This window comes from Streptomyces sp. NBC_01241, assembly GCF_041435435.1.
Lineage (GTDB): Bacteria > Actinomycetota > Actinomycetes > Streptomycetales > Streptomycetaceae > Streptomyces.
This window is the reverse complement of sequence record NZ_CP108494.1, coordinates 2,625,013-2,639,176: the sequence shown is the minus strand read 5'-3', so window position 1 is coordinate 2,639,176 and position 14,164 is coordinate 2,625,013. Positions and strand designations below refer to the sequence as shown.

The following is a 14,164-nucleotide window of genomic DNA, read 5'->3' as shown; positions in this document are numbered from 1 at the left end:
TCGGAGGCTCACCGCAGCACAGGCACCGCGTGCCGCCTCATATGTACCGCTCATCTGAGCGACATATTTGGCCGGGTTCGGCGACATCCGGCCACGGGTGAGTCTCGATAGGTCCCCATCGGACCTCACGCAGCCACATCTGTTCACGCTCGGCTGCATCTCGATGATCAACGCGTGACCGGCAGGCGCCGTACACGCGTCCGGATGGTGACATCTGAGCGCCACTCGTAGAGTGATTCTCGCCACCCTGAGAATCGAGACGCTCAGATGAGCGCAAATTCGAGAGCTGCACTTCTCAAATGGTGGCACTGGGTGCCAGTAGGCTCCACTTTGATCGATCGACGTTCTCAGTGCTCTGTGTGATCGATCAACGGGATTCCGGTGGCACTGAGTGCTTATTCATTCAAGAAGTGAAGGCATTCCTTCGATCGAGGGATGGACCATGTCACTTTCGATCTGCTGGCGGACGGGTGGTTGAGGCCTCATGACGCGCAAGTGGACGTACCCAGACACCTTCGATCTGGGTATGTTCCTCGCCGTCAGGGCAGCCACCGCGTCCTCGAGGGAGTCGAGACCCGTGTCGGAAAACAAAGATCCCCACGTATCCACCCCGGAATCCCGGGAGGCCCAGGGCCAGAAGTTCGTTTATGACTTCACCGAGGGCAACAAGGATCTGAAGGACCTCCTCGGTGGGAAGGGTGCCAACCTCGCCGAGATGACCAATCTCGGGCTTCCCGTTCCTCCGGGCTTCACCATCACCACCGAGGCGTGCAAGGTCTACCTCGGCAGTGGCGAGGAGCCGGCGGAGCTCCGGGACGAGGTCAGCGCGCATCTCGACGCCCTTGAGGCGCGGATGGGCAAGAAGCTCGGCCAGGCGGACGACCCGCTGCTGGTCTCGGTCCGCTCCGGGGCGAAGTTCTCGATGCCCGGCATGATGGACACGGTCCTCAACATCGGTCTGTCCGACGAGTCGGTGGCCGGTCTCGCCGTCCAGGCCGGCGACGAGCGGTTCGCGTGGGACTCCTACCGCCGCCTCATCCAGATGTTCGGCAAGACCGTCCTCGGTGTCGACGGCGACCTCTTCGAGGAGGCGCTGGAGGCGGCGAAGGAGGCCAAGGGCGTCACCGTCGATGTGGATCTCGACGCGGCCGACCTGAAGAAGCTGGTCAAGCAGTTCAAGAAGATCGTCTCGCGGGACGCCGGACGTGACTTCCCGCAGGACCCGCGCGAGCAGATGGACCTGGCCATAAAGGCCGTCTTCGACTCGTGGAACACCGACCGGGCCAAGCTCTACCGCCGCCAGGAGCGCATCCCCGGCGACCTCGGCACGGCCGTCAACGTCTGCTCGATGGTGTTCGGCAACCTCGGCCCCGACTCCGGTACGGGCGTCGCCTTCACCCGTGACCCGGCCAGCGGGCACCAGGGCGTCTACGGCGACTACCTGCAGAACGCGCAGGGTGAGGACGTCGTCGCCGGTATCCGCAACACCGTGGCGCTCGCCGAGCTGGAGTCGATCGACAAGAAGTCGTACGACCAGCTGATGCAGATCATGGAAACCCTCGAAACGCACTACAAGGACCTGTGCGACATCGAGTTCACCATCGAGCGCGGCCAGCTGTGGATGCTCCAGACCCGGGTCGGCAAGCGCACCGCCGGTGCCGCCTTCCGGATCGCCACCCAGCTCGTCGACCAGGGCCTGATCGACGAGGCCGAGGCGCTCCAGCGGGTCAACGGGGCGCAGCTCGCACAGCTGATGTTCCCGCGCTTCGACGACGAAGCGAAAACGGAACTGCTCGGCCGCGGCATCGCAGCCTCACCGGGCGCCGCGGTCGGCAAGGCCGTCTTCGACTCGTACACCGCGGTGAAGTGGTCCCGGTCCGGCGAGAAGGTCATCCTCATCCGCCGCGAGACCAACCCCGACGACCTCGACGGCATGATCGCGGCCGAGGGCATCCTGACCTCGCGCGGCGGCAAGACCTCGCACGCCGCCGTCGTCGCCCGCGGCATGGGCAAGACCTGTGTCTGCGGCGCCGAGGAGCTCGAAGTCGACACCAAGCGCCGCCGGATGACGGTGGGCGGCCGGGTCATCGAGGAGGGTGACGTCGTCTCCATCGACGGCTCCACCGGCAAGGTGTACCTCGGCGAGGTCCCCGTCGTGCCGTCCCCGGTCGTCGAGTACTTCGAGGGCCGGATGCACGCGGGCGCCGACGACGCCGACGAGCTGGTCGCCGCCGTGCACCGGATCATGGCGTACGCGGACCGGGTGCGCCGGCTGCGGGTGCGGGCCAACGCCGACAACGCCGAGGACGCGCTGCGGGCGCGCCGCTTCGGTGCCCAGGGCATCGGCCTGTGCCGCACCGAGCACATGTTCCTCGGCGAGCGCCGCGAGATGGTCGAGAAGCTGATCCTCGCGGACACCGACGCCGAGCGCGAGACCGCGCTGGAGGAGCTGCTTCCGCTCCAGAAGGCCGACTTCATCGAGCTGTTCGAGGCGATGGACGGACTGCCCGTCACCGTACGGCTGCTCGACCCGCCGCTGCACGAGTTCCTGCCCGACATCACCGAGCTCTCGGTACGGGTCGCGCTCGCCGAGTCCCGCAAGGACGCCAACGAGAACGACCTGCGCCTGCTCCAGGCCGTGCACAAGCTGCACGAGCAGAACCCGATGCTGGGTCTGCGCGGGGTCCGTCTCGGCCTCGTCATCCCCGGCCTGTTCGCCATGCAGGTACGGGCGATCGCCGAGGCCGCGGCCGAGCGCAAGAACGCCAAGGGCGATCCGCGCGTCGAGATCATGATTCCGCTCGTCGGCACGGTCCAGGAGCTGGAGATCGTCCGCGAGGAGGCCGACCAGGTCATCGCCGAGGTCGAGGCCGCCACCGGTACCCGGCTGAAGCTGAGCATCGGCACGATGATCGAGCTGCCGCGCGCCGCGCTGACCGCCGGTCAGATCGCCGAGGCCGCACAGTTCTTCTCCTTCGGCACGAACGACCTGACGCAGACGGTGTGGGGCTTCTCCCGAGACGACGTGGAGGCCTCGTTCTTCACCGCGTACCTGGAGAAGGGCATCTTCGGGGTGTCGCCGTTCGAGACGATCGACAAGGACGGCGTCGGCTCGCTGGTCCGCAGCGCCGTCGCGGCCGGCCGGGCCACCCGCCCGGACCTGAAGCTCGGCGTCTGCGGCGAGCACGGCGGCGACCCGGAGTCGGTGCACTTCTTCCACGAGGTGGGCCTGGATTACGTGTCCTGCTCCCCGTTCCGTATCCCCGTCGCCCGCCTGGAGGCGGGCCGGGCGGCGGCGGACTCGTCCGGCAGCGACAGCCGCTGACCCGGCACCCGGCCCCCTGACCCCGGATCCGCCGTCGGCCCACTCGTACCCTCACCGAGCCGGCGGCGGCTCCGGAACTCCCGGAGGCGGCGGCACCCCGCGCGGGGTGCCGCCGCCTCCGTTTCGTTCTGGGGAAACACGTTGTTCGACGTTGTGCCTTTTCTCGTTCCCTGCGCAAAGTTCGTTCCCTGCGCAAAGACCCGGACCGGGGCGGGCCGGAGCGCCGAACCCGGAACGGACCGGGGTGCGGCCCCTGGATCCCCATCCATGGGCCGCACCCGGCTTACCCCCGTCGGGCACGGAGCCGCACCGTCGCGCACCGTCGCCGAACGAGCAAAACCCCCCACGGCCTTCACCCGTTCTTCCGGTGGCGCCGGATTCGCACCCGACGACGTACAGCCTTTCGGGTGCCGGGGTGTGGAGGCGAGACGTTTCACCTCTGGCCGAAACCCCGTGGTGACGTGCTGTTACGGATCACCTACCCTTGAGCGGGGGTAATTGCAGGTGCAACAAATGGGGGTTCGGTGCTGCGTATCCACCTGTCCGGTGTGGACCTTTCCAAGGTGCGGATGGCCACCCGGCCCGATGCGCTGTGGGAAACCATTCTGAGTTTCCATCGGCTGCGGGACCGGCGCGGTCCCGCGGTGTTCGGGAAATGGCGTACGGAAACCCGGCCCCGGTTGAATAGTGAAGTACGTCTGTTGTCCGCAGTGATTCCACCGCGCGGCTATTTCCCGGACTTTCTGACGCCATCTCAGGAAAGCGGCGAGCCCTACGGCATCGACGCCGGAATACAGGCGCTGCGCGACACCCCGCCCGGGCGGATCCGCACCGAACTCGCCCTGCTGGCCGCCGGACGCCGCGAGAGCGCCCGCACCCAGGACGGGCGCGTCGAATCGCTCGACCGGCTCGTCGGCGCACTGCGCAGCTACCACCGCGCCGCGATCGAACCGTACTGGCCGCACATCCAGGCCAGCGTCGAGGCCGACCGTGCGCTTCGCGGCCGCGCCCTCCTGGACGGCGGCGCGGAAGAACTGCTCGCCTCCCTCCCGCCCATGATCCGCTGGCGGGCCCCCGTGTTGGAGGCGGACTACCCCGTGGACCGCGAACTCCATCTCAACGGCCGGGGATTACTGCTCCAGCCGTCCTTCTTCTGCCGCGTCACCCCGGTCGTCCAGCGCGACCCGCGACTCCCGCCGGTCCTCGTCTACCCGGTCACCCACTCCCGCGCCCCGGTCTTCGCCGAACCGGGCCCCTGGCTCGGCCGGCTCCTCGGCCACACCCGCTCGACGGTCCTGCGGGCCATCGGCAGCGGCTGCACGACCAGCGAACTCGCCCGCCGGGCAGGAGTCTCCCTCGCCTCGGCCAGCCAGCACGCCTGTGTGCTGCGCGAGGCGGGCCTGATCCACACGCTGCGGCACGGCAGCTCGGTCCTGCACACGCTGACCCCGCTGGGCGGATCGCTGCTCCGGGGCGGCGCGCCGCTCGCCCTGTCCTGACCCCGCGGGACGGAAAATTTCCTCGCCGGTACCGATGAGTTCCGCGCAGCCCCGCCGTCTATCTGTCGTAAAACGTTCGAACACCAGAGAGAACGGAACGGCCATGCCTCAGATGATCTTCGTGAACCTGCCGGTCAAGAACCTTGAGACCACCAAGGCCTTCTTCGGCAAGCTCGGCTTCTCCAGCAACCCGCAGTTCAGCGACGAGAACACCGCATGTCTCGTCATCAGCGACACCATCTTCGCCATGCTCCTCACGGAGCCCCGCTTCAAGGAGTTCACGAAGAAGGAGATCGCCGACTCCTCGAAGTCCACCGAGGTCATCCTCGCGCTCAGCGCCGAGAGCCGCGAGAAGGTGGACGAGCTGGTGGACACCGCCCTCGCCTCCGGGGGATCGCCCGCCAACGAGCCGGTGGACTACGGCCACATGTACGGCCGTTCCTTCCAGGACCCGGACCACCACATCTGGGAGGTCATGTGGATGGACCCGGCCGCCGTCGAAGGCCAGCAGTCCTGAACGCGCCGATCAGCGGTGGCGTATCCGGTCCTCATCAGGTCGTGAGCACCGGATACGTCACCCCCGTGAGCTGCTCGGACGCCACCCAGAGCCGCTCGCTCGCCACATCGTTCAGCGTCCAGCCCGCCCGCCAGGACGGGGCCGGTGCGCCGCGCCAGCCCAGCAGCTTCGGGCCGATGAACGAGTCGGGCCGCACGCCGGGCGCGGTGGCCGCGTACAGGGTGGGCAGCGCACCGGACGACGCGGGCTGCGCGACGAGCCGGTTGCCGAGCCGGAACACCAGATCCGCAGCCTTGCGGTTCTCCATCCGGACGCCCGCCGTCTGCAGATTGGTCGCCGCGTAACCGGGGTGCGCCGCGGCGGCCACCACCTCGCAACCGGCGGCCGTCAGGCGCCGCGCCAGCTCGTGGACGAAGAGCAGATTGGCGGTCTTCGAGCGGCCGTAGGCGATCCAACGGCGGTAGTTCCGCTCGCTGTTGAGATCTCCCATGTCGATGTCGGACAGGGCGTGCATACCGCTGGAGACGCTCACCACGCGCGCCCCGGGGGTGCCGAGGAGCTTCGGGAGCAGCAGCCCGGTGAGGGCGAAGTGCCCCAGGTGGTTGACGCCGAACTGCCTCTCGAAGCCGTCCGCCGTCTTCCCGTAAGGAAGGGCCATCACACCCGCGTTGTTGATCAGCAGATCGATCCGGTCGGGCGTGTGCTTCGCCGCGCACGCGCGTACGGAGTCCAGATCGGCCAGATCGAGCGGTACGAACTCCACGTCCGCGCCGGTCACGGCCGTCCGGATGCGGGACGCGGCCTCCTTGCCGCGCGACTCGTCACGGCAGGCGAGCAGTACGCGCGCGCCGTGCCGGGCCAGTTCCCGCGCCGTGATCAGCCCGATGCCGCTGTTGGCTCCGGTGACCACGGCCGTACGGCCGCTCTGGTCGGGGATGTCGCTCGCGTTCCAGCCCTGGCTCATGGGCCCAGCGTACGGCCGCGGCGCGCGGCGAGAACGGGCCGGGCGGAACCGGTTGGACGAGGCACGTATCGCATCCTTAAGGTCGCGATCATGCCTGATATAGCACTCACCACACTGGTCGTTCTCTGCCTCGCGGCAGCCGCGGCGGGCTGGATCGACGCGGTGGTCGGCGGCGGCGGGCTGCTCCTGCTGCCCGCCCTGCTGCTGGGACTGCCCCATGTCCCGGCCGCGCAGGTACTGGGCACCAACAAGGCGGTCGCGATCGTCGGTACGACGGGCGCCGCCGTGACGTACGTACGCAAGGCGCCGGTCAGGGTCGGGGCGGCCCTGCGGATCGGGCTCGCGGCGCTGGCCGGCTCGATGGCCGGGGCGTTCTTCGCGGCCGGGATCAGCAGCGAGGTGCTGCGCCCGGTGATCATGGTCGTGCTGCTGGCGGTGGCGGCGTTCGTGATGCTGCGACCCTCGTTCGGCAGCACGGCGGACGACGGTACGAGGCGCCAGGTCACCCGGGCCCGCACCGTCACCGCGATCGTGCTCGTCGGCGGCGGCATCGGCTTCTACGACGGGCTGTTCGGCCCCGGCACCGGAACGTTCCTCGTCCTGGCGCTGACCGCGGTGCTCCACCTCGATCTGGTGACGGCTTCGGCCACCGCCAAGATCGTCAACGTCTGCACCAACGGCGGGGCGCTGGCGATGTTCGCGTACCAGGGCAGCGTGCTGTGGCAACTGGCCGCGCTGATGGCGGTATTCAACCTGGCGGGCGGGCTGATCGGGGCGCGGATGGCGCTTCGGAAGGGCAGCGAGTTCGTCCGCGGCGTCCTGTTGGTCGTGGTGCTCTCACTGGTCGCGAAGCTGGGGTTCGACCAGTGGACGGCGTGAACGACGCGCTCCGGGCGCGCCCGGTTCACCGCACCGCGGTGAGGTGCGCGTACGCCACCACATTGCCCCGGTAGCCCGTAGCCTTCGAGAATCCGCCGCCACAGGTGATCAGCCGCAGCGAGGCGTAGGGCGAGGCACCGTACACCCGCTCGTCGGGGAAGTCGTCGCTCTCGTAGACCTCGATCCCGTCGAGGGAGAAGACGGCGGTGCGCCCGTCCTGGCGGACCACCTCGACCGTGCTGCCCTTCTGCAGGGTGCCCAGGTCGTAGAAGACCGACCGGCCCTGCGCGTTGTCGACATGACCGGCGACGATGGCGCTGCCCTTGGAGCCCGGGGGAGTGCCGTCCCGGTACCAGCCGACGACGTTGCGGTTCCCGGCCGGCGGCACGTCGAGACTGCCGTCGGCCCCGAGCCCCAGCCGCATCATCGGGGCGTCCACCCGGATGCTCGGGATCCGGATGCGCACGGGTGCCGAGGGCTTCAGCGGTTCGGCGAGGGGAGACCCCGGCTGCGGCTCGGGGCCCGCGGCGAAGCCCTGCGCGGTGGTCGGCTGGGGCGGGAGCAACTGGGTGCCGGCGCCGTGCCGGATCAGCCAGACACCGGCCAGCACCGCGATGACCAGCAGCCAGCCCTTGGCCTTCTGGGACACGGTCGTCCTCCGGGTGACGAAGCGCGGACGGGAGGGGGACGGGTTCGGGTACGGAGCAGTCCCGTCCCGGTGGCCGCGCGGCCACCGGGACGGGAACCTGGCGGTACGGAGACGTGAATCCGTCTCCGTCAGCCGGCTTCCTGCGTGCCGCTCGCCCGGCGACGCAGGAGCCAGGCTCCGCCGACGGCGGCACCGGCGAGTACACCGGCGCCCGCCGCGATCTGGGAGGTGTCGGACCGGACACTGCCGCCGACGCCTGTTTTGACGCGCCCGCTGGGACCGGTGGGCACGGATGAGTCGTTGCGTCCGGACGAGGAGTTGTCGCGTCCGGATGATGAGGAGTTGTCGCGACCCGAGGACGAGTTGTCGCGTCCGGATGATGAGGAGTTGTCCCGGCCCGAGGACGAGTTGTCGCGTCCGGACGAGGAGTTGTCGCGCCCGAACGAGCTGTCGTGCCTGCCCGAGCCCCCCTGGTCCTCGGACGGGTTCCGGTTTCCGTTCCCGCGCTCGTTGGAGCCCTCGTTCCTGGAGGGGGTGCTGAGCCCGGAGAAGGCGTTGAGCCCGCCGACGGAGTCGAGCAGCGAGGGGACATTGAGGCCGAAGGGCGTGTCGCGCGCGGACCCGGGCGGGTTGTCCCCGTTGTCGTTGTCGCCGCCCTGCGCCTGCGGGCCGCTGTTGGTCCGTGGTACGGCCGCCGAGCCGGCCCGCGGTGTGCCGGAATCGCCCGCGTACGCGGGCTGCCCGGCGGTGAAGAGGCAGAGCGAGGCTATGGTGACCGCGAAAGCCGCGGCACCGGTCACTGGGCGAGCAGGACGCATGGGGGTTCCTCCGGCAACGGCGCGAGTAGGTGTGTCCTGACCACGAGCTAACGGGCCGGCCGTCGCCCATGCCTGCTGACACCAGGTCAGCTTTCACCCGAACGGCCCGGCGCGGCATCCTTGCCAAGATGCATATGTGCAGGTCACGACCGTGATCGAAGTGGGTGTGACCGGCATCTCGCCGTTCGGTGCCGATCGGGTGATGCCCTCCGGGAGGGGGGTGACGTACGTCACATGCATGACTTCGTGGGGGTCGGGCACACGTCTGAAGCCCCCCACGGGACGGTGCACCAGGCCGCCCCCGGCCGCCGCCCCCACCGGCTCCATCCCCCCTGGCTCCGGTGGGGGCGGTTCCGTGCCGGACGCCCCGCGACATGCCGTTTCCGCAACCGCGCGGCGCTTTCAGGACGCGCGGCGCTCCCGGGACGGCGCGGTGGCGGACCATTCGATGACCGGCGGCCGCACCCTGGCGCAGAGCGGCTGTCCCTTGGCATCGGAGAGAGGCAGCCGAGCGGTGAGATGCCCCGAGCGCACGGCGGCTTCGAGCACGGCCGGATCGACGTCGCCCAGCATCAGCTTGGCCCGCCGGAACATGCTGAAGACGCCGTCCTCGTCGACCGTGCCCCAGGACAGGTAGACAAAGCGCCCGCCCAGCCGGTTCTGCACGTAGGGCCCCTTCACCTCGACGCCGTCCGCGGTGGGGGTCGCGGTGCAGCTCAAGGTCCACGAGGCCGACGGGGCGTCACCCCGGTGCAGGCCGAGCAGTTCGCCCGGCCTGTCCTTGCGCTGCACGGCCACGTGGATGTTGTGGGCGGCGGGGAAATCGCTGTCGGGCCCGCAGGTGAGGCCGGGGAGGCGAGAGCCTTCGATGTGGATCAGCATGACTCCATGCTCCTTCCTTTCTCGGGCACCGGTCGGCCCGCGTGACGCCGGGGGCTCGGTCAGCGGAGCAGGATCCCGTTACTTCCGACGGAGGGCGGCCCGCGTGACGCCGGGAGACGTCAGACCGTTTCCCACGGCACGCTGTCGTACGCCTGTCCGATGTACTTCATCAGTTGCTCGTCCACCGTGAACTCGATGGCGTCGATCCGCCGGACCGGCGCGATGCCCTGCGAGTTGGTGAGGAACGCCGAACGGTACCCGGCCAGCCCGTCCAGCGTCACCGGACGCCGTACGGACTCCAGTCCCGCGCCGGGCAGTTGCCGCTCCAGCAGTGCCATGGTGATGCCGAGCAGGGCGGGAGCAGCGGGCCAGACGACCGAAGTGCCGTCCCAGAAGCCGACATTGGTGATCGCCCCCTCCGTCACCGTACCGTCCGGCAGGGTCAGCAGGGCCTCGTCGAAACCCGCGCGAGCGGCGAGCCGCGCGTGGTACGTCTGGCCGAACTCGCCGGGACGCTTGATGTGCGGCACGGTCCTGGCGTACGGGACGGACATCAGGTCGTGCGGCTCGGTGGACTTCCGGGCCGGCCCGCGCACCGTGACCATGACGGTCGTCTCCGTATCGCCCGGCGGCAGAAAGCCGTACACCCGGGTCGAGGCGTCCCGTACCCCCGCACTGTCCAGGGCGTGCCGGATCAGTTCGCGGATCCGTTCCCCGTCCAGCGGGCGTTCGAACAGCTCCTGGTTCGCCGAGTCCAGCCGGGCCAGATGCAGGGCGAGGCCGCGCACCTTTCCGTTCCTGACCTGCATGGCCGTGAAATGGCCGTAGCCGAGGAAGGCGGGAATCCGCAGATCCGCCTCGGTGGCCGGGTGCCCGTTGAACTCGGCGTACGGGAAGGGCGCGGGAGGGGGAGTGGTCATGCGGCCCACGGTATGCCGCGACGGGCGACGACGTACCCCGACGGACCGGGCTTGACCTCAACCATGGTTGACATATGAACCTCTCCGCATGGACCTCACCACAGCACCCGTACCCACCACCGCCTCCGCCGCGCCCCTGAAGGTCGCGGTCGTCCTCGCCAGCAATCGCGAGGGACGCTTCGCCCCCGTCGTCTCCGGCTGGTTCCTCTCGCGCGCCGCCGGCCACCCCGGCATCGAGACCGATCTGATCGACATCGCCGAGCTCGACCTCCCGAGCGCTCTCTCCTACCGGCCCGACGTCGAAACGCTGGCCCGACTCGGTGCCGTGTCACCCAGGCTGGCGGCGGCCGATGCCTTCGTCGTCATCACTCCCGAGTACAACCACTCGTACCCGGCGCCGCTGAAGAACCTCATCGACTGGCACCACGCCGAGTGGCAGGCCAAACCTGTCGCCTTCGTCTCGTACGGCGGAGTCTCCGGTGGCCTGCGCGCCGTCGAGCACCTCCGGCAGGTCTTCGCGGAGCTGCACGCCGTCGGCGTCCGCGACACCGTGTCGTTCCACAATGCGGGCGCCCTGTTCGACGGCGAGGGCAGGCACAAGGACCCGTCGGGCAGCGACGCGGCGGCCAAGTCCCTGCTCGACCAGCTGGTCTGGTGGGGACGTGCGCTGCGCGACGCCAAGGCCGTCCGTCCGTGCGGCGTCTGACACCGGGCACTGCGCCGCGCCGCGACGCCCCCGACAATCGAAGGGCACCTGATGACCCAGTGACCGACACCGAGGAGCCCGAAGGTGACGACGCCGCCGGCATGGCTGACCGTACTGACCACGACCGACAGCGAGGAGAAGGCCCATTCCCTGGCGCAGGGCGCGGTGGAGGCGCGGCTCGCCGCCTGCGTACAGATCTCCGCGCCCGTCACCTCGGTCTACCGCTGGCAGAACGCCATCGAGACCACCGAGGAGTGGCAGCTGCTGTTCAAGACGACGGCTGAGCGCTACGACGAACTGGAGGCGCATCTCCTGGCGGCGCACGACTACGAAACCCCCGAGGTCATCGCGATCCTGGTGGTACGGGGCAGCGCCCGCTACCTCGACTGGGTCGCGGCCGAGACCGCCCCGGTCACCCCTCTGTAGAACCGGCGCTGTTGAGAACCGGCCCGGCATTCTGCGGGACCGGCACCCGGAGCCGTCACCGCTCGTCCGCCGCCAGGGCCTTCCCGAGGGCCTCCCCGATCCCGGGCTCCTTTGGGCCCAGGAAGTGCGGGTCCGGCCTGAACACGGCGTCCAGCGCCGCCTTCCCCGCCGCGAACACCTCCCGCGTCCCGCCGTAGTACCAGGTCGCATCGTGTACGGCGTCGACGCCGACGCCGTACGCGTCGATCCCCGCGGTCCGGCACAGCGCGATCGCCCGCCGGATGTGGAACCCCTGGGTCACCAGCACCGCGCGGTCGACCCCGAAGATCTTCTTGGCCCGGACGCACGAGTCCCAGGTGTCGAACCCGGCGAAGTCGCTCACGATCCGCTCGTCCGGCACGCCCTGCTTCCTGAGATACGTGCGCATGGCGTCCGGCTCGTCGTACTCCTCGCGGCTGTTGTCACCGGTCACGAGCACGACCTTCACCTTCCCGCCCCGGTACAGCTCGGCGGCGGCCTTGAGCCGGTTCGCGAGATACGGCGACGGCTTGCCCTGCCAGAGACCGGCCCCGAACACCACGGCGACCTGCTGCGCGGGCGCGTCCGCGGTCGTCCTGACCCGGGCGTCGGCGACGGAGTACATCCAGGTCGCGGGTGCCAGCGCCACCACGCAGGCGACCATCACCCCCTGTACGGCCCGCCGCTGCCCGCGCCGCGTCCGCGGCCACCGCGGCCGAAACCGCCCGAGCTGCCCGAGCCTTCTCAGCCGTCCCGGCTGCTTCTCCCGCATGGGTGTTCCCCTGTTCCCGCTCGTCCCGCCTTGGCACGCTGTCCCACATGATCGGACGACCGACGGGGAGAAAGGGTTCTCCGTCTCCCTATTCCGTTGATTTCGTTACCGTTTCCGATCGCTTCGCTCGATGTGACGCCTCCGGTGAGCGGCCCTCACTCCCGCGCATCGGTGCGGCAACCTCCCCCCTGCGTCCTTGACGCATGACGGAGTCGGCACCGGCTGAGCCGTCCTGTCGGTCCGGCCGTTTACTGTCGGAACCATGGACGGTACGCAGGATTCCCAGTGCACCCACGGCACCCAGTGCACCCACGGCACCCAGGACCACGGCACGGCCCCCTACCGTGCCGCCGACGCCGAGCGCTGGGACACCGAGCCGGACAAACGGCCCGGGCGTACCGCGTTCCAGCGTGACCGCGCCCGGGTCCTGCACTCCGCCGCACTGCGCCGGCTCGCCGGGAAGACCCAGGTCGTCACCCCCGGCACCCGCAGCAACGCCTGGGACGCCAGCCCGCGGACCCGGCTCACCCACTCCCTGGAATGCGCCCAGGTCGGCCGCGAGCTCGGGGCCGCGCTCGGCTGCGACCCCGATCTGGTCGAGGCGGCCTGCCTGGCCCACGACCTGGGCCACCCGCCGTTCGGACACAACGGGGAGCAGGCGCTCAACGACTTCGCGTCGGACTGCGGGGGCTTCGAGGGGAACGCCCAGTCGCTGCGCCTGCTGACCCGGCTCGAACCGAAGCGGTTCGTGCCCGACACCCGGACCGGCGAGCTGGTCAGCGTCGGACTCAACCTGACCCGCGCCGCGCTGGACGCCGCCACCAAATACCCGTGGCCGCGCGGCGGACACCCCACCGACCCCGGCTCGCCGAAATTCGGGGTGTACGAGGACGACCTGCCCGTCTTCGAGTGGGCCCGGCACGGCGCCCCGAAGGACCGCAAGTGCTTCGAGGCCCAGGTCATGGACTGGTCCGACGACGTCGCGTACTCCGTGCACGACTTCGAGGACGGGCTGCACGCCGGGCACATCGACCCCAACTGCCTCTACGCCGAGCCCGAGCGGAACGCGATCTGGGCGGTCGCCATCGGCCGCTACGTCCCGGCGGACACCGACCCCGAGGAGCTGTCCGACGCCCTGGACCGGCTCATCGCCCAGGACTGGTGGCCGCACGGCTACGACGGATCCGCCGTCGCCCAGGCCCGGCTGAAGGACGCCACGAGCCAGCTGATCGGCCGGTTCTGCCTCGCGGCCGAGACCGGCACCCGGCAGAGGTACGGGACGGGCCGGCTGATCCGGTACGCGGCCGAGCTCGTCGTCCCCCGCGAGACACGCAACGAGTGCGCCGTCCTCAAGGCGGTCGCCGACCGGTACGTCATGCAGCGCGCCGAGCAGGAGGCGATCCGCGCCGACCAGCGGATCGTCATCGCGGAACTGGCCGCCGCGCTGACCGCACGCGCTCCGGAGGGGCTGGAGCCGCAGTTCCGGGCACTGTTCGACGCCGCCGCCGGGGACCGGGCCCGCAAGCGGGTCCTCGTCGACCAGATCGCCGCCCTGACCGACGCCTCGGCGCGTTCCCTGCACGCATCCCTCACCGCACGCCGCCGCTGACCGGAGGCCCCGTCCACGCGGCCGGACCACAACCGCGTACGACCGCGTGCGCCCGGCGGTCACCGCCTCCCGGCCTCGTCCGCGGGCTTGCCCATGACCACTGGGTGTGACCTGATCGGTGTACACCCTCTTTCGCCATCACGCTGCGTGCGGGACGCTCGCAGTCGGGCCCCGCGCAGT

The 14,164-nt window shown here is 69.9% G+C and carries 13 protein-coding genes; 7 read left to right on the top strand and 6 right to left on the bottom strand.

The genetic code is table 11. From position 1 onward, the window contains the following. Nucleotides 1-577: 577 nt before the first annotated feature. From ppdK to OG306_RS11510, 3 genes are all read left to right on the top strand, one after another. On the top strand, nt 578-3,325 hold the full coding sequence (gene ppdK / locus OG306_RS11520; RefSeq protein ID WP_266746098.1) for a pyruvate, phosphate dikinase: 2,748 nt from the start codon (nt 578-580) through the stop codon (nt 3,323-3,325). Between the two features lie 524 nt (nt 3,326-3,849). Next, complete coding sequence (locus tag OG306_RS11515; RefSeq protein WP_266746097.1) at nt 3,850-4,824, top strand: ArsR/SmtB family transcription factor; 975 nt, start codon at nt 3,850-3,852, stop codon at nt 4,822-4,824. 103 nt (nt 4,825-4,927) lie between these two features. Further along, nucleotides 4,928-5,341, top strand: a complete 414-nt coding sequence (locus OG306_RS11510) for a VOC family protein (RefSeq protein ID WP_266746096.1) — start codon at nt 4,928-4,930, stop codon at nt 5,339-5,341. 34 nt (nt 5,342-5,375) lie between these two features. Here OG306_RS11510 and OG306_RS11505 read toward each other — a convergent pair whose 3' ends face one another. Further along, the gene (locus OG306_RS11505; protein WP_266746095.1) at nt 5,376-6,305 is read right to left on the bottom strand and encodes an oxidoreductase; all 930 of its coding nucleotides are present in this window, start codon (nt 6,303-6,305) and stop codon (nt 5,376-5,378) included. 90 nt (nt 6,306-6,395) lie between these two features. On the opposite strand from OG306_RS11505, the gene OG306_RS11500 reads away from it, so the two are divergent. Next, nucleotides 6,396-7,184, top strand: coding sequence for a sulfite exporter TauE/SafE family protein (locus tag OG306_RS11500; protein ID WP_266746094.1), 789 nt, complete (start codon nt 6,396-6,398; stop codon nt 7,182-7,184). 25 nt (nt 7,185-7,209) lie between these two features. Here OG306_RS11500 and OG306_RS11495 read toward each other — a convergent pair whose 3' ends face one another. The 4 genes from OG306_RS11495 to OG306_RS11480 all read right to left on the bottom strand — a co-directional run bounded on the left by OG306_RS11495 (nt 7,210) and on the right by OG306_RS11480 (nt 10,453). After that, complete coding sequence (locus OG306_RS11495) at nt 7,210-7,833, bottom strand: class F sortase (RefSeq protein WP_266746093.1); 624 nt, start codon at nt 7,831-7,833, stop codon at nt 7,210-7,212. A gap of 128 nt (nt 7,834-7,961) precedes the next feature. Continuing rightward, nucleotides 7,962-8,651 carry a hypothetical protein gene (locus OG306_RS11490; protein ID WP_266746092.1) on the bottom strand — a complete coding sequence of 230 codons (690 nt, stop codon included), beginning with the start codon at nt 8,649-8,651 and terminating at the stop codon, nt 7,962-7,964. 402 nt (nt 8,652-9,053) lie between these two features. Further along, nucleotides 9,054-9,533 carry a DUF5990 family protein gene (locus OG306_RS11485; RefSeq protein ID WP_266746091.1) on the bottom strand — a complete coding sequence of 160 codons (480 nt, stop codon included), beginning with the start codon at nt 9,531-9,533 and terminating at the stop codon, nt 9,054-9,056. A gap of 119 nt (nt 9,534-9,652) precedes the next feature. After that, entirely contained in the window at nt 9,653-10,453 is an 801-nt protein-coding gene (locus OG306_RS11480) for an aminotransferase class IV family protein (RefSeq protein ID WP_266746090.1), read from the bottom strand. Nucleotides 10,454-10,541: 88 nt separating this feature from the next. Between OG306_RS11480 and OG306_RS11475 the strand changes: the two genes are divergently transcribed. Together OG306_RS11475 and cutA are read left to right on the top strand one after the other, a co-directional pair. Then, nucleotides 10,542-11,159 carry an NADPH-dependent FMN reductase gene (locus OG306_RS11475; protein ID WP_371665260.1) on the top strand — a complete coding sequence of 206 codons (618 nt, stop codon included), beginning with the start codon at nt 10,542-10,544 and terminating at the stop codon, nt 11,157-11,159. A gap of 84 nt (nt 11,160-11,243) precedes the next feature. Then, nucleotides 11,244-11,585 (top strand): divalent-cation tolerance protein CutA, encoded by a 342-nt coding sequence (gene cutA / locus OG306_RS11470; RefSeq protein ID WP_266746088.1) that lies wholly within the window; start codon nt 11,244-11,246, stop codon nt 11,583-11,585. A 55-nt stretch (nt 11,586-11,640) separates the two neighbouring features. On the opposite strand, the gene OG306_RS11465 is transcribed toward cutA, so the two are convergent. Continuing rightward, nucleotides 11,641-12,375 (bottom strand): SanA/YdcF family protein, encoded by a 735-nt coding sequence (locus OG306_RS11465; protein ID WP_266746087.1) that lies wholly within the window; start codon nt 12,373-12,375, stop codon nt 11,641-11,643. Nucleotides 12,376-12,637: 262 nt separating this feature from the next. Here OG306_RS11465 and OG306_RS11460 point away from each other — a divergent pair, with 262 nt between their 5' ends. Then, nucleotides 12,638-13,984, top strand: coding sequence for a deoxyguanosinetriphosphate triphosphohydrolase (locus OG306_RS11460; protein ID WP_266746086.1), 1,347 nt, complete (start codon nt 12,638-12,640; stop codon nt 13,982-13,984). The last annotated feature ends 180 nt before the right edge of the window (nt 13,985-14,164 follow it).

Coding starts and splice junctions, on each gene's coding strand:
- OG306_RS11510 (WP_266746096.1), top strand. CDS start 4,928: ATGCCTCAGATGATCTTCGTGAACCTGCCGGTCAAGAACCTTGAGACC.
- OG306_RS11505 (WP_266746095.1), bottom strand. CDS start 6,305: ATGAGCCAGGGCTGGAACGCGAGCGACATCCCCGACCAGAGCGGCCGT.
- OG306_RS11500 (WP_266746094.1), top strand. CDS start 6,396: ATGCCTGATATAGCACTCACCACACTGGTCGTTCTCTGCCTCGCGGCA.
- OG306_RS11490 (WP_266746092.1), bottom strand. CDS start 8,651: ATGCGTCCTGCTCGCCCAGTGACCGGTGCCGCGGCTTTCGCGGTCACC.
- OG306_RS11485 (WP_266746091.1), bottom strand. CDS start 9,533: ATGCTGATCCACATCGAAGGCTCTCGCCTCCCCGGCCTCACCTGCGGG.
- OG306_RS11480 (WP_266746090.1), bottom strand. CDS start 10,453: ATGACCACTCCCCCTCCCGCGCCCTTCCCGTACGCCGAGTTCAACGGG.
- OG306_RS11475 (WP_371665260.1), top strand. CDS start 10,542: ATGGACCTCACCACAGCACCCGTACCCACCACCGCCTCCGCCGCGCCC.
- OG306_RS11465 (WP_266746087.1), bottom strand. CDS start 12,375: ATGCGGGAGAAGCAGCCGGGACGGCTGAGAAGGCTCGGGCAGCTCGGG.
- OG306_RS11460 (WP_266746086.1), top strand. CDS start 12,638: ATGGACGGTACGCAGGATTCCCAGTGCACCCACGGCACCCAGTGCACC.